Origin of the sequence: Paenibacillus sp. UASWS1643, from assembly GCF_008693195.1 — a bacterium.
In the GTDB taxonomy this organism is placed as follows: domain Bacteria; phylum Bacillota; class Bacilli; order Paenibacillales; family Paenibacillaceae; genus Paenibacillus; species Paenibacillus amylolyticus_B.
The window spans coordinates 231347-250653 of sequence record NZ_VXKZ01000108.1 but is presented as its reverse complement, the minus strand read 5'-3'; the positions used below and the strand labels follow the sequence as shown (position 1 = coordinate 250653).

The window sequence follows — 19307 nt, the reverse complement described above, 5'->3', positions numbered from 1 at the left end:
GATCTGAAGTGAGTCTGGAATTAACGGCCTGAACTTACCTATCGAAAAAAACAACCCAACCCGCTTCAATTCTTTCGAATTGGAGCGGGTTGGGTTTTGCTTGCTGCAATGGGTGTTACATTAAAACACATGCTGTAATATCAACTAAACCGAAAGATCGAGATTTCCACCCAGATTGGGATGAGGAGCAGGCACAGACTTCAACATTTCCGTCATCTGCTGGCCTTGCTGCTGTGCCATGTCTTTGGTAATTGACATCACTTGCAAGCTTGCCGACTGTACGACTGAAGCTTGGCTCATTGCCATTGATAATGCTGCAATATCCATGATCTTCACTCCTTTCTCTATCTTATCATTTGGGCGTACTTAATTTATATCGGACAGCGGGGATCAAATGTTGAGTAAACAACACAACTCTACTTACATGTAAGCAGACTTCATTGTTCTAGTTGTTATGTTTAACGAATTTGGGAGAGAAGATCCTGAATGGAAAAAAGTTTGTTGTCCTTTTCACACTACTATGCGGTGGTTGCCTTGGAGCTTTCGGTATATTGATCTACTGGGTCTTGTCCGGAATTATGAAATAAACACATGCTAAACAGGCAACTGCCTATTCAGGAGTTGCCTGTTTTATTTCACTTTATATACTCGTATATAAGTTTACTTACCCCTCAATCAATCCATACTTCACAAAACTATGATACAATCCATCTTCCTCAACTGTGCCAGTAATATCGTCTGCAATGGCTTTCAGACCTGGCTTAGCATTGCCCATGGCAATGCCGACGTTACACAACTCCAGCATCTCGGCATCATTCATGCCATCACCGATGGCGAATGTATCCTCCTGCGACATGTCCAGATGCTTCAGCAGATCGGCGATTGCAATAGCTTTGTGAATGCCAGGGATCATTAGCTCACCACTTCCTTCACCAAAGATCGGCACCGTACACTGAATGACTTCGAATTTGCCTTCAAACTCCTGCTTGATTCGCTCAAATGGGATCACCGAACTTTCCAAGAAACATACTTTGTTCACGTCATCCTTGTACAGGTCGCTCTCTCCATACGTCAATCCAGCAATAAACGGGTGTGGCTTCAATTCCTTCTTCTCTCTGGCTACAGGATCATTCTCCACATCACCATAGATGCGGCGTTCCAAGTGAGGTTGAAGATTGCTACTTGCATACAGAGCTGAGTTGGATTCAAGGTAGAAGTCAATCTCATGTTCATTGAAGAAATCGACCATATGACGTACATCTCCCGCTGTCACCCTTTTGTGATACAGCACGTCCTTACCAAACTCCACATAGCCCCCACCTGCACCAATCAAACCGTCAAATCCGACATCCCAGATGGAATCATAGATCTCTGCCTTGGAGCGACCTGTACATAAATAGAGCAGATGTCCATTTTCACGAGCCTGTTTGCAAGCCTTCTGTGCCGACAACGGAATGTTTCCGTCATCATCTACCAAGGTACCGTCAATATCAATAAATACAATTTTTCGCTTCATTTCGTTCATCTGCCTAGCCCCCATTATGTTATGTTTTCTATGTAACACCGAGTGCCAACAGGCATTGTTCTTTACACCAAATTACCGATTGCGAGGTGTTCGCTGATCAATCAACTTCTCCAAAAATTCGGCAAAAGAATCCGCGTATACTTCAGGTTCCCCATTAAAGTAATCTAAACGTATCACTTTGTACTCCCCAAGGTGATCAGCCATCCGTGTATCAAAGTAGTAATATTCATCCTCGTCCGGTACAAACAGCTCCAGCTTTCCTTCCTTCTTTGCGTCTTCATCAGCAAGTCGGTATCTATACAAAATGTCAGCATCCGTATACTCTCGGTGTTCTGAAGATGTAATCGTCAGAATTTCTGTTCCGCTTAACAGCGCTTGACCATAATTCAGAAGCCACCAGCGATAGGATGGGGGTAACGAAAAGCCCAACTCTTGTTCAACTTCAACAATCCAACTCTCTTGAACTTGATGATTCGGGAACCAGCGTATAGCCTCGGTATGCTCCAGTTTCTCAATCAGACTTGAATACATGGATAGATCTCCTCCAATACCATCGTAATGTCATTTGGTTATGATTACCTACAGACCAACTTATCCATATGTACGGTCTGCCAGTCATCGTCCTGTTCAGCAATAACCGTAAACCCTTGGCGTTTCCAGAAATCTACAGCTCCGGGCAAGAAGCGATGTGTATGCAAGTAGAGTGTAGTATAGTGCATGTCCTTCACCACATTCTCCAGTTCTTTGACCAGCATGGAACCAATGCCGTATCTGCGATACGCAGGATCTACATAACATTTCACAATTTCGGCTGCGGACTGGGCTGCATATCGACCGTCTACGGCCTGAATACGTCCATCATATGGTAATATTCCAATCGTTCCGACGATGCCCGCATCCCCCATCATTGCAACAAGAAAGATCGATCCATCGGAGTCCAGATAATGTTCTGTGAACTGCTCGAAGTCCACAGGTAACCTCGTGTGATCCATCATAGGAAACACTTCTCTACGTACACGCATGGCAAAATCAATGGCATCATGAATCTGGTGTGCCTGAACTGGTGTTACTGTCGGTATACTCTGAAGTTGTGTCAAAAGATCCACGTTCCTTCTCCTCTATATTGGGAGCTATCTCTAGGCATTTCCTTGATCCTTCTTCATGCCAGATCGGCTCTCTTCATCTCATCTTACCGAATTTGTCCCCTCCTATCAATCTATCTACACTACTAACCAAATTGAAAAAGTGCCCACACAGTCTGATAGAGTTCGCATACGATAAGGCGTGTCACAATCCATATTGGAGGGAGAAACGCTCATGTGGTTATGGTTAGGTGTTTTTGGTTTCATTTTGCTAGCAATCATTGTGATCGTGTATCGTTATCTGGACCAACGTGCCGAGAGCAAGTTTCACCCTCATGCCCCCAAGCAGCTATTAGTCAAATTCAAGGAAGGGACAACGGAAGATGAGATGCACACCCTTCACAAAAAAGGGAGATGTAAAGTCGCTGAGACATACGAGGATTTGGGTTGGTACCGTGTGGAATCCCGCAAAAAAATGCACCGAATGCTGAAACATTATAAAGATCATGAGCTTATTGAACATGCAGAGCCGAATTACCTGGTTGAGGCATCCTTCACTCCCAATGATCCATTCTTTCCTTATCAGTATAACCTGTCCAAAATCAATGCACCCGCTGCATGGGACATTACTCAAAGTAACAGCTCTGTCAAAATCGCCATTATCGATACCGGTGTACAGCTGAACCACCCAGAATTGGCTTCCAAGCTCCTCCCCGGTTACGATTATGTTGATTATGATAATATCCCTGAAGACGGGAACGGACATGGTACCCATGTTGCCGGGATCGCTGCTTCTGTTACCAACAATGGTGTGGGAATCGCAGGGGCTGCACCACTCGCATCCATCGTTCCGCTCCGGGTACTGGATAACAACGGGCAAGGAACGGTAGGTAATGTCGGTAACGGGCTTGTCTATGCTGCCAATAACGGTGTACAGGTTGTTAACCTGAGTCTTGGTGGTCCGATGGGAGACGCTTTCCTCCAAGCTGCCGTGCAGTATGCTTGGGATCGTGGAGCCGTAATTATCGCTGCAGCCAGCAACGACAACACTTCATTCCCGATCGTACCCGCATCGTATCCCAACGTCATTGCTGTCGCATCAACCAATCCTTCCGATCTCAAATCCAATTTCTCCAACTATGGCTCCTGGGTTGATATGGCTGCACCAGGAGATACCATCCTATCCACCTATCTGGGTGGTTCCTATGCCTACCTGAGCGGAACATCTATGGCAGCCCCACATGTGGCCGGAGTAGCTGCACTTCTTGCTGCACGCGGGAAAACCAATGCCCAGATTCGGGATGCGCTATGCTTCGCTTCCGATCCGGTATCAGGCTCTGGAATCTATTGGACGTATGGAAGACTCAATGCCTATCAGAGCTTGCAGGTGCCATAATACACCTACTATCACTCATGATTGCACACAGGCATATCCCTTCCATTTTTACACAAATTAAAAAACGAAGGGGCATCTGTAAGTAAGATGCTCCTTCGTTTGGTTAAAAAGTATTAATGTTACACTTTTGCTGCCCAAAGCTCTATTTCAATTTTAATCTCTGGCAGACCTAACGCCGTAATATATCCAATCGTCATCTGGATTCCTCATCATTCTTAAGATTTTTCTGCGTTATTTCCTGTTTTCTTCCTATTTTGGGCAGACTTCACCCTTGGAATAGATTCTAGAAAAAGACAGCAGTGGAGTATCCATATCCCGAAGATATAAACGTAAGTGATTTTTCTTCATGAGTGGGTGCTCCTCCCTTCTTAAGTGACAAGATTTTCTTCATTTCTTTATGTTATCTGAAAGCCACATCAAGGTTCAAATTCATCCCCTAATAAACAAAGAGCAATCCCGTAGTAACGAGACTGCTCTTTGTTTATTTTTTAACGTCGGACACCTTGTATCAGAAATATTGTGCGCCATTACTCGCAATGACATCTTTGTACCAGTGAAAACTCTTCTTTTTCACTCTGCGAAGTGTACCCGTACCATCGTTATTTCTGTCTACATAGATATAGCCATACCGTTTCTTCATCTCTCCGGTACCCGCACTGACCAGGTCAATCGGTCCCCAGCTTGTGTAACCTATGAGCTCGACACCATCTTGAATCGCTTCAGCCATCTCGGCAAAATGACTATTCAAATATTCGATGCGATAGTCATCTTCAACGGAGTCATTTTCTGACAACACATCGGTTGCCCCAAGTCCATTTTCTACAATAAACAACGGTTTGCCATAGCGGTCATGAAGCTGATTACATGTAATACGGAGTCCTTTGGGATCAATAGTCCATCCCCACTCAGAAGCTTGCAGATAAGGGTTCTTCACCGAACCAAATACATTGCCTTCTGTCGAATCTTTCAAAATCTCAGGGTCCGTACTGGTGCACCGGCTTGCGTAATAGCTAAAACCGATATAGTCGACCGTGTTCTGCATCAAGATATCTGCATCTTCCGGTTGCATTTCAATCCAAATGTCATTTTCTCTGAAAAATCTTTTTGTATAACCCGGATATGCTCCCTTCGACTGCACGTCGATGAAGAAGAATGATTCACGGTCTTTCTCTATAGCCTTCCACACGTCATCCGGGTTAGAGCTGTATGGATACACCATTCCAGCGGCTAACATACAACCAATCTGAGCACCCGGAATGATCTCGTGACAGGCCTTCACAGCAAGTGCACTCGCTACCAATTCATGATGTGCTGCCTGATACAGGACCTGATCTTTGTTTTCATCATCCTGCAGAACAATACCCGCTCCAATGTACGGGAGATGCAGCAACATGTTGATTTCATTAAACGTCATCCAGTATTTCACTTTATTCTTGTATCGATTGAATAGCGTCGTCGCATATTTCTCAAAGAAACCAATCATCTTACGATTCTTCCAACCGCCGTAAGTCTCGACCAGATGTACAGGTACATCGAAATGGCAGATCGTCACGACAGGTTCAATGTTGTATTTTAATAACTCATCAAAGACATCATCATAAAATTGCAAGCCTGCTTCGTTTGGCTCCGCTTCATCGCCATTAGGGAAAATCCGTGCCCAGGCTATGGAAAGCCTGAGGCACTTAAATCCCATTTCTGCAAATAACGCAATATCTTCCTTAAATCGATGATAGAAATCAATGGCTTCATGTGAAGGATAGAATTCTCCTGCCTTTGGCTCATACGAATCCAGGTTACCCAGAGCAATATTCCATCGATTGGCACCAATCGGAATCAGATCTACAGTTGTTAAACCTTTGCCACCTTCCAGATAAGCACCTTCCAATTGATTCGCTGCGGTTGCTCCTCCCCAGAGAAAATTCTCCGGGAAGGCTGTAAACTTTTCATTCATTGAGGAGTTCCTCCTTAACCATCCTTAGTTTGAATTAGCTTAAAACCGTGATCAATTTATCTTTCTCATGAACAGATGCATCTTTTGTTCCTACAACGTCCAGATAATTTGAAGTATTAGTCACAATGATCGGTGTAACCGTCTCATACCCTGCATCCTTAATGGCTTGCAGATCAAACTCAACAATCAGGTCACCTGCGTTAACACGGTCTCCATCTTTCACATGGGTTGTAAAATGTTCACCTTTCAGCTTTACCGTATCCTGTCCAATATGGATCAGCATCTCTACACCATCATCGCTTACAAGACCAATGGCGTGTTTGGTACGATATACGGTTTGAACGACACCTGTGATTGGAGATACCACTCTACCACTGGTTGGACGAATTGCAATCCCTTTACCCATATGTTCTCCTGCAAACGTTACGTCATTAATTTCGTTCAGTGCAACAACTTCACCAGCCATTGGGCTTACAATTTCGTATCTGCTGTTCGGATTTGGATCAAGTACTGGTGCAGGTGCAGCTACTTTTTCCACCGGATCTTTGAATCCAACGACATAAGTCAGGACAAAACCAAGAACAAATGCAACCAGTGTTGCAACGATGGCCATATAGAACGTCGAATCCAAACCTGTTTCTTTATTGATGAACGTTGGATATCCAAATACCCCGAGTCCGCCAATCATATATAATTTCGAACCTGCATACCCAAGAATACCGCCTCCGATACCCCCAGCAATACAGCTCATGATAAACGGTTTTTTCAATGGAAGCGTAACACCATAGATGGCAGGTTCAGTTACCCCAAATATACCGGAGATAAATGCTGGAACACTAAGTGTTTTGAGTTTTGTATTTTTAGTTTTGAGCAACACAGCAAGTACAGCACCGATTTGAGCAAAAGAAGCAGCGAACGACATTGCTATAACTGGATCTGCACCTATCGTGCTAAGATTGAGAAGTGCGACTGGAACCAGTCCCCAGTGGAGTCCAAACAATACGAATACTTGCCACAATCCACCGATAACCAACCCTGTAACAATAGGGCTTAATTCATAAATGCTTGTTGCACCAGCACCAATCAATTGTCCTGCCCATGTGGAGATCGGCCCAATGACCAAAAATGTTGCAGGCACGATAACAAGCAGAGTGAAGAATGGTACAAGGAATGTACTTACTACTTTTGGAATAACGTTTTTGAAGAATCTTTCTAATTTCACAGCTACGAATGTGGCAATAATGATCGGAATAACTGATGAAGAGTACTCCATCAAGATAACCGGCATACCCAGGAACGTAATGTGGATAGGAGACTCAAATAATGTACCTGCAAATAATGTGTATAGTGGATCTCCTGCCTTGAGGCCGCCCAATGTAGGATAAACGAGAGATGCACCGATTGCCATACCCAGGAATGGAGATCCTCCAAACTTCTTGATTGCTGTGTAACCCAGGAAAATAGGGAAGAAATAGAACAGGCTGTCACCCGTTGCTTTTAATAACTGATACGTTCCGGAATCCTGAGTTATCCAGCCAAAAGATACAAACATCTCGTTAAAACCTTTAATCATACCTGTAGCAGCCAGCAAACCGAGTAATGGTGTGAACACACCTGAGATCATGTCGATAAATCGGCTGAACAACCCTACTTTTTTGCCTGAGTTGTCCGTTTCCTCTTCAACTTGTCCTTCACTTGGGAAATTCCCTACTTTAACAACTGCTTTATATACATCCGGCACTTCGTTGCCGATAACAACCTGATATTGTCCACCACTTTGCATGACGGTTATAACACCTGGCAGATTTTTAAGTTCTTCCGTTTTGGCTACGCTTTCATTTTTCAGTTTAAACCGCAGTCTTGTTACGCAATGGAATACACTATTTACGTTCTCGCGACCACCTACACGTGACAGAATGTCCTTAGCCAATTGATCGTAGTTGCTCATTGCAATTCTCCCTCTCTAAGTAGACTCCCCATGACTTTTGAAACAAATAAAACCTGAACCACTGAACATACACAACGTACCGGATCGTCCGGAAATCAGTCGTGTTATTCAGCAATTCAGGTTTTGCCCTTAACGGTTGCAACCCTGTAAGGCTGTACACATTGATATTTAATTATTTGGATAACGAAAGTAAGTTGCACTCCATATCCTCTGAACTGAGGATGATCGGCATTGCCTGATTGAACAGTTACAACCCGATTAATGTATGCGCTTACTTCTTGAACTCATCATAGTACATCTGAACTACGTTTGCAACACTTATTTTTATTAAATTCACAAATACATTTGAGTGACCGAAAATGAAAAGAAAGAGACCACTTCGAAAGCATCGAAGTGGCCTCTATATAGCTTAACGTTCACATTTATAAATACGCACTAACGCAGAATTAACCAATAACCGTAATCAATTTATCCTTTTCTTGCACTTCACGATTTGTTGTAGCAACCACGTCCAAATAATCAGCCGTATTAGTTACAATAATCGGTGTTACGGTCTCATAACCCGCCTTAATAATGGCTTGCAGATCGAATTCAACGATCAGATCGCCAACACTCACACGATCTCCATCTTTCACATGGGCAGTGAAATGTTGACCTTTGAGCTGTACCGTATCCTGACCAATATGGATCAGAATCTCTACACCTTGATCATCTACAAGTCCAATCGCATGTTTGGTACGGTAAATCGTCTGTACCACACCATTAATCGGGGATACAACTCTCCCACTGGTTGGACGAATAGCAATCCCTTTACCCATATGTTCACCAGCAAATGTAGCATCGTTAATTTCTTGCAAAGGAACCACCTCACCCGTCATTGGGCTGGCAATTTCGTAACGATTGTTTGGATTAGGCTCAAGTGCAGCCTTCTCTTCTTTTACTGGCTCTGGAGCCTGTTTGGCAGCCTCCGGATTAGCAGGATCTTTGAATCCTACAAAATAAACGAGAACAAAACCTAGTACAAAAGCAATGATAGTGGCAATCATGGCCATCCAGAATTCATAGTTAATCCCCTCTGTGGGACTAATCAGCGCTGGAACACCAAAGATTCCTGAAGCAAATACAAACATTTTGGAACCTGCAAAGCCAATAATACCACCAGCGGTTGCAGAAGCAATGCAACTCATAATAAATGGTTTTTTCAGTGGCAAAGTAAGACCATAAATAGCAGGCTCAGTTACACCGAAAATCCCTGACACAAAGGCAGGAACACCCAGTGATTTGAGTTTGGTATTTTTCGTTTTAAGCATAACCCCAAGAACGGCACCAATCTGAGCAAAAGAAGCAGCAAACATCATCGCCAGAATCGGATCTGCTTTCAGAGTGGACAGATTGAGCAACATGATTGGTACGATACCCCAGTGTAACCCGAAGATAACCAATACTTGCCACAATCCACCAACAACAATACCAGTCACCAACGGACTCAAGTCATAGATGCCCGATACCCCGGCACCAATCAGCTGACTTGCCCATGTTGCGATTGGACCAATCAAGAGGAATGTCACAGGTACAACAATCAGAATGGTAAAGAATGGCGTGAGGAACGTTCTCACAACAGAAGGAATGATCTTTTTGAAGAATGCTTCTACCTTTGCTCCAAAATAAGCAGCAATAATAATCGGGATTACGGATGAGGAATAACTCATCAAGATAACGGGAATACCCAGGAACGTGATATGAATCGGTGATTCAAACAATGTGCCTGCAAACAGCGTATAGAGCGGTTCCCCACCACTAAGACCGGATAAGGTCGGATATACAAGTGATGCTCCGATGGCCATCCCCAGGAATGGAGATCCACCGAATTTTTTCATAGCTGTGTAACCCAGGAAGATTAGGAAGAAGTAGAACAGACAGTCTCCTGCAGCATTCAACAATTGATATGTTCCTGAAGCCGGGTCCAGCCATTCGAGAGAAGTAAACATGGACAGGAAACCTTTGATCATCCCTGTTGCAGCAAGCAAGCCGAGAATTGGTGTAAATACACCTGAGATCAAGTCGATAAACTGACCCAAGAGACTCTCTTTTTTACCGGAAGATTCTGAATCATCACTTGAGACCGGTTCATCCGCATTCATATTACCCACCTGTAACAAGGCTTTATACACATCAGACACTTCGTTACCCACGACTACCTGATATTGCCCCCCGCTTTGCATTACCGTTATGACTCCAGACAGATTTTTGAGTTCGTCTGTTTTCGCATTATTGTCATTTTTTAATTTGAAACGAAGTCTGGTAGCGCAGTGCACCACGCTGTTAATGTTCTGTTTACCACCAACGCCAGACAGAATGTCCTTGGCTAATTGCTCGTGTTTCATGAAGTCTTTTCTTCCTTTCTGGCTAGACACGGATTCGAAGCATATTGGAGAGAATAAAAAAACCTGAACATCTGAATGTATGGAACATCCGGTTAACGGTATGTTCTGTCATTCAAGCGTTCAGGTTTTGCCCTAGTGGTTGCAACCCTGCAAGCTGATCTATGGGATTATTCAGAAGTTGCATTCACAACTCTCTCAATATGGATCGTTAAGTACATCAATTCTTCGTCAGTTAGTTGATACGTGTAGTTGCTTTCAATGAATTTCTTGATTTTCTCCGAGCACTTGTGCGCTGCCGGATACTTTTTCTGAATCATCAGGAACAGTTCATCATCGTTGTTGCTCTTGTAATGTTTTCCCTTCACCAAACGTTGGGCGAAAAACTTCAAATGCGTCACAAAGCGATAAAATGTCAGTGAGTTCTCATCAAAATCAATCTTGAAATGATACTTGATGATTGTCAAGATTTCTTGCATGACCTGCGTCATACTCTTGATGTTGGGCATTTCCTCATTCAACGCTGCATTGACAAAGTGAAGTGCCATAAAACCGGCTTCGTCCTCGGGCAAGATCACACCAAACTGATCACAGATCATATTGAGCGCTTCCATTCCGACTTCGTATTCCTCTTTGTATAACTGCTTCGTCTCCCAGATCAAACCATTGCGTATGGGCAGATTCTTACGATACCGCTCAATGGCAAAGTGAATATGGTCTGTGAGATGTAAGTAGATGCTCTCATTTAATTTCTTGCCAAGTTTTAGCTTGGCGTAAGCGATGATTTCCTCGGATACTTTCATGTATTCCAATGGAATGCTTGAGATTAATGCCTTGAAGTTTTCCTGAATATCTTCATTCTGTAAAGTAAATATCTTGTCGATATGCTGCTCGGAAACCATATCACCCGCCCGCTTCTGATAAGCAATCCCCCGGCCAATGATAATAACTTCCTGTTGTTCGTCATTCATCGCAACTACAGCATTATTGTTCAGCACCTTCTCGATTTTCACTTTATCACTCCAATATACAGAAAAAGACAAACCAATCCCTTTTCTCAAGGTATACGGCTTTGCCTGATTCAACAGTTACAACCCGATATGTTGTACGCGCTTCACTCATAATATTACAAATTTCTACACAGTGCAACATAAAGTTAATATCGTATTAGCATGACTCCCGATCTAGGTATATATACTCACAGGAGTGAGCAAATCAAGAATTATTTTACAGGGATTCACGGTTTATTGTTTTTGCTTTCTTTCTCCAGTTCCGCTTCAATTCTTCGATTAATCATGTCCATCTGTTCTGAATCCAAACGATCAACTTGAGTGTATTCTTTATCCAACTCGTACTCTTGCGCCTCGCCTTTGTTCATTAGTCCCAGATGATTCTTGATGTCTCGGATATCTTCACGCATATGCATCGTCTGGCGGTATTGGTCCACAACGAGTGCAAAAATAATACCCCCGGCCACTATTGGGCCAAATGGGAGCAGATAACATAAAACAAGACCTATGAGCAAAAATATAACAAAGTACATGATGTAATGCCCCTCCCATATAAGTATCTACTTTGCTAAGATAGACGTTTCTCAGATTACAAATTAAATCGTTCCTGAATTAACTTTGCCACCTCGTCTGGGCTCTTGTATGTGTTATCAATCCTTATGTAGTGTTCATGCGTGATTTCTCCCGCTTCCGAGTTCAGTCGATATTGCTTCATCGTATCAAGCAAATCTCGCTCAGACCACGCAATGTCACGCTTTGTTGGTTTATGTAACAGACGATGCGGACTTTTATTGCGCTCTAGTCTTTCCGATGCATCGGCCTCCAATTCCACATAACAGACCTGACCCCCTTGAGATGTAAACAACTCACTGATCTTACGGATGTATTCACCATCTGACTCCGCGTCCAAAGCCCATACAAATGTGAAAATTAAACCCGGCAGGTCACTCTTCGCCACTTCTTCGAAAATCTCCTGACGGAACAGACTCACCAGTCTTTTACCTTGTGGTGTGCCATAGCTGAAATAAGGAGACACCAATTCAATTGTCATGTGGTTATGAAACAATTTTAGCTTTGTTATCTTCTCCAGCTCTTGCCCCACCGTCATCTTGCCCACAGCCTGTGGGCCAAAAATAATCACTAATTTCATTTTCGATCACTCCTGACAAGGTAGTGTTCATTCCATTAATTCAATTTTATGGACATTAAACTCTATGATACCTCCTTTAGTGCAAATAAAAAAGAGGTTTCAAGTGAATCCCTCAATGCGTGAGGGCTTGAAAACTCTTTTCTTAAATGGCATATCTTTATTTTAATTAACGTCCAATCAGGACCCATCCCCACTTCATCCGTCGCAATCCCATTGCGCAGATCCATGAGATCAGGAGAGCAACAACATAAGATAGGATGATACCCACGCTGAAGTGCCGAGCCAGGTCATCTGTAAATTCACGTCTCCAGAAGAGCAGTACGAGGGGATGCATTAAAAACACACCAAACGCAACTGTACCCAAGGAATCCAGAACATGCGTAGCTTTACGAACTTCAGTATGTTTTCCTGCGCCCAATCGTTCACTAAAGATCAGCAGAAGCAGGCAGGCTGACAAGGTAAACAAATTTCGGAACAGGAACAGCACGGTATAGGTTACCACCGGATATGCAGCAAAAGCGGTTTTGATATAAGCATTACCATATATAAAAATGGCACCTCCACCTAACAACGCAGCTATGAGCACATAACGGTGAGTATACAGTTTCTTTAATGCCCACTCAAAGTTCAGCCCAACCCATGCGCCAAATCCAATCACGATCAGATAACTGGGTAACAAACTTCCTGTCCGTTCGAAGTGAAACTGCAAATGTAGTGCATAAAAGATCGCTTGACCCGCAATAAAGAATAATGGCAAATAACGATTAAACAAACGATGGCGTGTAAAGGACAGAAGCCATGGAAAAACGACATAAAATTGAAGAATAATCAGAAAAAAGTACAAGTGCGTATGAGCGGTTCCCATCACTAATTGTTTGGCAAATTGAACACCATGGGTCAAAGGTTCTTTGCCTGCAAGCAACTGTTTAATGGCAAAATAGATAAGGGACCACACCACATAGGGTACAAATACATAGAATAAACGCTTTTTATAAAAAGCGAGCATCCAACCCTTCTCATTCAGCTTGGAGCTGTAGTTGTAGAACAAAACCAGGGATGACAGAAACAGGAACGCTGGAACGGCAAATTGCAAAAACGTGTTCCAGAAATAATACACATCATGATCTAATGTATTCTTGGGGTAATGCGCAACTGCTGTTGAAGTCGCATGGATCGCTACCACTGCCATAATGGCAAAAGCACGATAGAGATCCAGATACTCAATACGCCGGGGCCGATTAACCGGTTGATTCATAAAGATAACCTCACTTGTGCCTGATATGGGATGATAGTTTCCGGCCGCAATCCAGATTCTATGCTTCATTTTAATCAGCACGCGAGGGTAATACAATCATAATGCATATTATTTTCGTTATATTACAGCATTATTCTGCATTATTCGACATTTTCTATCCAGAATCGTTCAACAACGTTGCCATTGGATTCTACATAGTCTGCATCCTTGATGCCACCATTACGAAGAATAATCCTTCTGGAAGGCTCATTAACCGCATCGCATACAACCAATACTTTAGAGATTCCTAGCTCTCTTGTTTTCTCCAAAGAAAGCCTGAGAATTTCGGAACCATAGCCACTTTGCCGCTCTCCTGGACGAATACCATATCCAACATGCCCTCCACTGTTGAACAATTTGTCGTTAAGCTCATGCCTTATATTGACGGCACCCACAATTTGTTGACTCTCCGTGACCAGCCAGTATGTACTGTCTTTGACCCAGCCTTCCGGGATGTCGATTCCTTGTTCATTGCGCTGCAAAAACGCCAACATCTCATCAAACGCAGAAGGATCTTTGGAAATGACCCACGGTACCTTCAACTCTCCACTTCTGACCCAGTCTTCATAAAATTCCAAATATGCATCCTTATACACTCGGGATGGTTTAATTAATCTAACGTTTTCTTTCACCATGATCACTACATCCTCCCAACAGATATTGATATTGCCACGTTCTCTCTTCCAGGACACGACGTTCTTGCTCTTCCATCAAACAGTCATAAAAGATAGCTTTCACTGCATACGTTGCGGCATGCACCGCATGGCCTTTCACATGGGCCGTTGCAGCTGCGTGTCCCGCCGCACGAGATGCAGAAGAGGCAGTGACATTATCCAATTCTCGTGCAGCAGCATGAGCTGCAAAAGCCGCCTTACGAGCATCAACCATGGCAATTTCCCCACGGATCCAACCTCTTCCTGCATCAATGGCATCACGGGCGCGGAGATCCTCCGTCTTTTTCTCAAATATATGCAAGACACGTGCCGCACACTCCGCAGCCCAACAGGCCAATGTATGGTGATCCTGTTGCTTAGCCAGATTCTCTATTTCGCGACGCAAAGGCGCATCTTTGAATGCAGGTTTTGCCATGGTCGTGCTCCTTTCATTGTTCAAAAACTACAAATTTACTCTCAGACAAGTTCGAAAAAAGGACCTGCGTGTGTGCAGATCCTCTTCAACTGTACATCTTACCACTTATTCTATCATTATACGGACTCTGTCAATGTAGGCTGTTGAATATCTCGTTCCTTGTTCATATCTCTGTACATGTACGTGAATTGGTAACTCCCAGATCCAAGTGTGACTTCAACATCGTCTCCAATGTTTTGAATATCCTGAATTCCACTTATCTGATCCAACGGTTTTCCTTGCTCTAGAACGATCTGTGCACCTGCTCCAGGAAGACGAACCGTACCTCTCGTATTGGCGGGAATATGCACCCGAATCTCCATTTCACTCTCCGCCAGCCGGTGCCAGCTTGAAGCAACTTGACCATACATCGTCTCCAAACTTGCTTCCACCCAATCCAGTCCAGGTCCGGGTTGCGGATCGATATGCACCATTCGGAATCCTGGCTGATGTTCATCGGACCGGATGCCAGCAACATAACGATACAACCATTCCCCAATCGCACCGTACGCATAGTGGTTAAATGAGTTCATATCAGCACTCCAGAGACTGCCATCCTCTTTGATCCCATCCCAATGTTCCCAGACCGTCGTTGCGCCTTGAGTCACCTGATATAGCCAGGACGGATAATCCTCTTGAAAAAGTAATGTATAAGCCAGGTCGTGAAGACCCGCATCACTCAATACCGGATTCAGATAAGGTGTGCCCACGAAACCTGTGGTAAGATGATTGCCCGCCTCTTTCACGAGTTTTGCCAATTGTTCGACAGCGCGAGTTCGGGCAATACCATCCAGCAGGTCAAATTGCAGCGCGAGAACATGCGCTGTTTGCGTGGGAACAGCAATTTTGCCGGCGGGAGTGACGAATTCATTTCGAAACGCATGAACAATGTTTGTATGCAACTGCTTGTAATATTCAGCATCATCTGTCTTTCCAAGTGCCTCAGCTGCTTTTTGAGTTAACGAAACCGAATAGGCATAAAATGCAGTTGCCACATAATCCGTGTCCGTTGCGCCAACATAACTATCAGGCTTGGAATCCAGTCCCAGCCAATCGCCAAAGTGGAATCCCGTGTTCCACAGATTCGGATTGTCACCCTGCACGTGAATGTACTCGATCCACCGCTTCATACTCTCATATTGCTCGGCCAGTAATCTGGCATCCCCATACATCTCATAGATGGTCCATGGACAGATGACTGCTGCATCACCCCAAGCGGCGGAGGAATGACTGGTGTCACCCCATCCTTCCGACGTGGAACTTCTCAGATCCGGAACGAAGAATGGAATACCTCCATCTTCTCCCTGATCCGCTGCCAGATCCCGCAACCATTTTGTGAAGAAGGGTGCCGTATTCATCAGGTAGGAAGACGTGCGGACAAACATCTGTGCATCGCCAGTCCATCCAAGCCGTTCATCCCTCTGTGGACAGTCTGTCGGCACATCAAGGAAATTCCCTTTTTGCCCCCACAATATATTGTGATGCAGTTGTTTCACCAGTGGACTGGAGCATGAGAACTGACCTGTTTGCTCCATATTCGAGTGCAGCACTATTCCGGTGAATTCATCCAGACAAACGTGTTCCGGGAAGCCAACCAGCTTCACATAACGGAACCCTTGGAACGTAAAATGCGGTTCAAATGTTTCTACTTCATCCCCCTTGCACGTATAGCGAATACACTGCTTGGCGGAGCGAAGATTATCGGTGTAGAAGTTGCCTTCATGATCCAATATCTCAGCATGGTGCAGCTCAACCGTCTGACCGATCTCACCTTGAATGCTGAATCTCACCCATCCCACCATATTCTGCCCCATATCTATTACACGATCTCCCTGTGGGGTTGTTAACAAAGCGGTTGGCTGTAGCTGTTCTACTTGAGTGACGGGTACATTCTCCTGCGCAACGATGATATCTTTGGGATGATCCAGTACGTTCACAGGTACCCAATTCGTCTGAGATGAATCCGACCAATCCGACTCCATTCGTGCATCATACGTCTCTCCCATATAGATGTCCGACATACGAATGGCACTTGAAGCAGCGGTCCAATCCCCACCAGATAAAATCCATTCCTCCGATCCATCTGCGTATTTCATATGCAGTTCCAGCAGCAATGCGGACGTTGAACCAAATACCTCCCGTTCTTTGTTCCAGCCAAGATATCCCCGATACCAGCCATCTCCAAGATATGCGCCCAATATATTCTGTCCATTTTGAAGCAAGTGAGTAACATCATAGGTTTGATATTGTAATCGCTTACAATAAGAGGTCCAACCAGGTGTAAAATAATCTTCTCCTACTCTTGTGTTGTTCATATGCAACTCGTATAATCCAAGTGCTGTCACATATATTCTGGCAGACGTAACAGGTTGTTTCACATTAAACTGCTTGCGCATACGCGGGCATGACGTATCTCCATCATCTGATGGTTGAGCTGTGATCCATTCTGCTTGCCACTTGTTATAACGATCCATAAGTCCCATCTCGAAATAAGCCGTTTCGGACCAACCCGAATCACTTCCTGCATCATCCCATGCCCGAATCCGGTGGTAGTATCGTGTTTGCGGGGAAGGCTGAAAATGGTTTAATTCCACATGTATGGATTGATCCGTGTTTATCTTGCCAGAATCCCATGCAATCTCATCAAAATCTTCTGACAGGGACAGCTGGATCTGGTATGCGGATTGCCTGCAGTTTCGACGATCAGACTGTAACTGCCAGCTTAATCTCGGTGATTTGACATCAAGGCCTATCGGATTGATTCTATACTCACAGCGAAGGTGACTCACGTTGAACATTAGCAGATCGTCCTTTCCATCTTGGCTTCCCATTCGGGGTTACGATATAATTATATCGATCCTGTTGCCCTAAATACCCGGTTATCAGGACTATTTCATCCGGTGATTCAGCCATCTGTGCGAGGAGGTTGCTTGTGAATTCATCTGTACAACTTATGAAAAGCGAATACTTTCTGCATAATCATCTGCAACTTTTTGTCAATCGTTGCTCTGAAGATTTTGTGCTTCCTTTTCACGCACATGAATTTATTGAATATAGCTATGTCTCCGAAGGAAGGGGCTTTCATCATATCGGTGAAGATGTCATTCCCGTGAAGAAAGGCATGCTGTTTGTCATTCCTGTTGGTGTTCCTCATGTCTTTCGTCCTGTGAGCACAAACGTAACCGAGCATCCATTAATTATATATAATTGTCTGTTTAATGCTGAATTGATCAACACGCTGACAGCCATCATTCAGGAAAAAGAAATCATACAACATCTGATGAATCTGGCACAAAATCAGGTTCCTTATATTTCCCTTGTGGATCAGAACGACCGGATTGAAGAACTAATGGTGAAGCTGTACCGTGAATCCTCCGTTCCGGGAATCGGTTCCTCTACCATGTTATACACCCTGGTGAGCCAGCTGGTATTGATAACCTACAGACAACTTTATCAAAAGGAACATGATGTAGAGAATCATTCCACCGGTTTTGATTACATTCTTCATTATCTCAAACAACACGTAAGCAATCGTATTCGGATGTCTGATCTGGTCCGTGTATCGGGCTGGAGCGAGAAGCAAATTGGACGAATGTTTCTTCGGTATACCGGACAGACCTTTAGCGGCCACCTGCAACATCTGCGCATACAAAAAAGCTGCGAAATTCTAAAGAATTCACAGCACAAAGTCAGCCTGATTGCAGAGCTCGTCGGATATCGGGATATGGATTCATTCTATGCCGCATTCAAAAAAATAACAGGCGAAACACCTCTCGCCTATCGCAAAAAATCCAGAGCACTGCGCTCTGGACAATAAGGTTAACTAACTTTCAGACACTAACAACCTGTAACACTTCATCTATGTATGCCTTGGCTTCTTTCCATGAAGACATCAACGGAAAGTTGTATCGCTCACGCTCCTGTATATTCCACGGATGCGGGATACAGATAACCTTTTTGCCGTCCTCATGCGCGGGAATCAGGTTATGTGCTCCATCATCAATGAGCAGATCGAATCCGAGCAAGTTTTTTCGTTTGCATGTAATAAACTGTTCAGCGGTTATAAAAGGCATGTGCTGTTGAAGCCAGTTCCACTTCTCAACGACTGTTTTTGGTTCTGCTGCCGTCACGACAATGACATCATAAGCATCGTTCAGCTTTCGCATCTCATCTACAACATACTCGTCATATAATTCCAATTCCTCGAACAGACCCGGCCGACCATAAAATACATCGTGCGTGCTCTCTGGATGACGCAAATGGGATGTATCCCAATGAATCATATCCTCATACCGCAACGGATGGGTCGGGAAGTTGAGGTTGTTGTGATAAATAGCCCGCTTGACCAGATGACATATCGTGTCATCCATATCTACAGCAATAATAGGCTTTTTCATGGTTATCCCTCCCCCAATACGATCACAGTATACCATTCAGTATGT

At 44.0% G+C, this 19307-nt stretch carries 17 protein-coding genes and 1 pseudogene; 2 read left to right on the top strand and 16 right to left on the bottom strand.

Translation table 11 applies throughout. The features are described 5' to 3' along the window. Window positions 1-144: 144 nt before the first annotated feature. The 4 genes from FE296_RS15620 to FE296_RS15605 all read right to left on the bottom strand — a co-directional run bounded on the left by FE296_RS15620 (window position 145) and on the right by FE296_RS15605 (window position 2631). On the bottom strand, window positions 145-327 hold the full coding sequence (locus FE296_RS15620) for a YjfB family protein (protein WP_124116352.1): 183 nt from the start codon (window positions 325-327) through the stop codon (window positions 145-147). Between the two features lie 337 nt (window positions 328-664). Continuing rightward, window positions 665-1525 (bottom strand): Cof-type HAD-IIB family hydrolase, encoded by an 861-nt coding sequence (locus tag FE296_RS15615; RefSeq protein WP_190945258.1) that lies wholly within the window; start codon window positions 1523-1525, stop codon window positions 665-667. 72 nt (window positions 1526-1597) lie between these two features. Then, window positions 1598-2056 (bottom strand): SMI1/KNR4 family protein, encoded by a 459-nt coding sequence (locus tag FE296_RS15610; RefSeq protein ID WP_124116351.1) that lies wholly within the window; start codon window positions 2054-2056, stop codon window positions 1598-1600. A 44-nt stretch (window positions 2057-2100) separates the two neighbouring features. Beyond that, window positions 2101-2631, bottom strand: coding sequence for a GNAT family N-acetyltransferase (locus FE296_RS15605; protein WP_223868900.1), 531 nt, complete (start codon window positions 2629-2631; stop codon window positions 2101-2103). A 211-nt stretch (window positions 2632-2842) separates the two neighbouring features. Here FE296_RS15605 and FE296_RS15600 point away from each other — a divergent pair, with 211 nt between their 5' ends. Beyond that, window positions 2843-4003: a S8 family peptidase gene (locus FE296_RS15600; RefSeq protein ID WP_150365533.1), complete on the top strand. Its 1161-nt coding sequence runs from the start codon at window positions 2843-2845 to the stop codon at window positions 4001-4003. 119 nt (window positions 4004-4122) lie between these two features. Here the strand turns inward: FE296_RS15600 and FE296_RS33395 are convergent. The 11 genes and pseudogenes from FE296_RS33395 to FE296_RS15545 all read right to left on the bottom strand — a co-directional run. Further along, a pseudogene (locus FE296_RS33395) lies at window positions 4123-4200 on the bottom strand (RidA family protein); the annotation flags it as partial. 311 nt (window positions 4201-4511) lie between these two features. Then, window positions 4512-5954: a 6-phospho-beta-glucosidase gene (locus FE296_RS15590; RefSeq protein WP_150365532.1), complete on the bottom strand. Its 1443-nt coding sequence runs from the start codon at window positions 5952-5954 to the stop codon at window positions 4512-4514. A gap of 34 nt (window positions 5955-5988) precedes the next feature. Further along, a complete protein-coding gene (locus FE296_RS15585; RefSeq protein WP_124116348.1) occupies window positions 5989-7902 on the bottom strand; it encodes a beta-glucoside-specific PTS transporter subunit IIABC in 1914 nt (637 codons plus the stop codon). Window positions 7903-8348: 446 nt separating this feature from the next. After that, the gene (locus FE296_RS15580; protein WP_150365531.1) at window positions 8349-10286 is read right to left on the bottom strand and encodes a beta-glucoside-specific PTS transporter subunit IIABC; all 1938 of its coding nucleotides are present in this window, start codon (window positions 10284-10286) and stop codon (window positions 8349-8351) included. A 167-nt stretch (window positions 10287-10453) separates the two neighbouring features. Beyond that, window positions 10454-11296, bottom strand: a complete 843-nt coding sequence (gene licT / locus FE296_RS15575) for a BglG family transcription antiterminator LicT (RefSeq protein WP_074095537.1) — start codon at window positions 11294-11296, stop codon at window positions 10454-10456. A gap of 224 nt (window positions 11297-11520) precedes the next feature. Then, window positions 11521-11826, bottom strand: coding sequence for a hypothetical protein (locus tag FE296_RS15570; protein WP_124116346.1), 306 nt, complete (start codon window positions 11824-11826; stop codon window positions 11521-11523). Between the two features lie 56 nt (window positions 11827-11882). Then, window positions 11883-12443, bottom strand: coding sequence for a DEAD/DEAH box helicase family protein (locus FE296_RS15565; protein ID WP_124116345.1), 561 nt, complete (start codon window positions 12441-12443; stop codon window positions 11883-11885). A gap of 166 nt (window positions 12444-12609) precedes the next feature. After that, on the bottom strand, window positions 12610-13698 hold the full coding sequence (locus FE296_RS15560; RefSeq protein WP_190945256.1) for an acyltransferase: 1089 nt from the start codon (window positions 13696-13698) through the stop codon (window positions 12610-12612). 140 nt (window positions 13699-13838) lie between these two features. Continuing rightward, window positions 13839-14372 (bottom strand): GNAT family N-acetyltransferase, encoded by a 534-nt coding sequence (locus tag FE296_RS15555; protein ID WP_190945254.1) that lies wholly within the window; start codon window positions 14370-14372, stop codon window positions 13839-13841. Beyond that, window positions 14353-14826: a putative immunity protein gene (locus FE296_RS15550; protein ID WP_150365528.1), complete on the bottom strand. Its 474-nt coding sequence runs from the start codon at window positions 14824-14826 to the stop codon at window positions 14353-14355. The genes FE296_RS15555 and FE296_RS15550 overlap by 20 nt, the downstream gene beginning before the upstream one ends. 116 nt (window positions 14827-14942) lie before the next feature. Next, complete coding sequence (locus tag FE296_RS15545) at window positions 14943-17696, bottom strand: alpha-L-rhamnosidase (RefSeq protein ID WP_223868899.1); 2754 nt, start codon at window positions 17694-17696, stop codon at window positions 14943-14945. Window positions 17697-17797: 101 nt separating this feature from the next. Here FE296_RS15545 and FE296_RS15540 point away from each other — a divergent pair, with 101 nt between their 5' ends. Next, a complete protein-coding gene (locus FE296_RS15540) occupies window positions 17798-18682 on the top strand; it encodes an AraC family transcriptional regulator (protein ID WP_150365526.1) in 885 nt (294 codons plus the stop codon). 13 nt (window positions 18683-18695) lie between these two features. On the opposite strand, the gene FE296_RS15535 is transcribed toward FE296_RS15540, so the two are convergent. Beyond that, on the bottom strand, window positions 18696-19262 hold the full coding sequence (locus FE296_RS15535) for a 5' nucleotidase, NT5C type (protein ID WP_091020593.1): 567 nt from the start codon (window positions 19260-19262) through the stop codon (window positions 18696-18698). Between the last annotated feature and the right edge of the window lie 45 nt (window positions 19263-19307).

What these genes read in the sequence shown, in the direction of transcription:
- FE296_RS15620 (WP_124116352.1), bottom strand. Translation starts at nt 327, where the DNA reads ATGGATATTGCAGCATTATCAATGGCAATGAGCCAAGCTTCAGTCGTA.
- FE296_RS15615 (WP_190945258.1), bottom strand. Translation starts at nt 1,525, where the DNA reads ATGAACGAAATGAAGCGAAAAATTGTATTTATTGATATTGACGGTACC.
- FE296_RS15610 (WP_124116351.1), bottom strand. Translation starts at nt 2,056, where the DNA reads ATGTATTCAAGTCTGATTGAGAAACTGGAGCATACCGAGGCTATACGC.
- FE296_RS15600 (WP_150365533.1), top strand. Translation starts at nt 2,843, where the DNA reads ATGTGGTTATGGTTAGGTGTTTTTGGTTTCATTTTGCTAGCAATCATT.
- FE296_RS15590 (WP_150365532.1), bottom strand. Translation starts at nt 5,954, where the DNA reads ATGAATGAAAAGTTTACAGCCTTCCCGGAGAATTTTCTCTGGGGAGGA.
- FE296_RS15585 (WP_124116348.1), bottom strand. Translation starts at nt 7,902, where the DNA reads ATGAGCAACTACGATCAATTGGCTAAGGACATTCTGTCACGTGTAGGT.
- FE296_RS15580 (WP_150365531.1), bottom strand. Translation starts at nt 10,286, where the DNA reads ATGAAACACGAGCAATTAGCCAAGGACATTCTGTCTGGCGTTGGTGGT.
- FE296_RS15570 (WP_124116346.1), bottom strand. Translation starts at nt 11,826, where the DNA reads ATGTACTTTGTTATATTTTTGCTCATAGGTCTTGTTTTATGTTATCTG.
- FE296_RS15565 (WP_124116345.1), bottom strand. Translation starts at nt 12,443, where the DNA reads ATGAAATTAGTGATTATTTTTGGCCCACAGGCTGTGGGCAAGATGACG.
- FE296_RS15560 (WP_190945256.1), bottom strand. Translation starts at nt 13,698, where the DNA reads ATGAATCAACCGGTTAATCGGCCCCGGCGTATTGAGTATCTGGATCTC.
- FE296_RS15555 (WP_190945254.1), bottom strand. Translation starts at nt 14,372, where the DNA reads ATGGTGAAAGAAAACGTTAGATTAATTAAACCATCCCGAGTGTATAAG.
- FE296_RS15550 (WP_150365528.1), bottom strand. Translation starts at nt 14,826, where the DNA reads ATGGCAAAACCTGCATTCAAAGATGCGCCTTTGCGTCGCGAAATAGAG.
- FE296_RS15545 (WP_223868899.1), bottom strand. Translation starts at nt 17,696, where the DNA reads ATGGGAAGCCAAGATGGAAAGGACGATCTGCTAATGTTCAACGTGAGT.
- FE296_RS15535 (WP_091020593.1), bottom strand. Translation starts at nt 19,262, where the DNA reads ATGAAAAAGCCTATTATTGCTGTAGATATGGATGACACGATATGTCAT.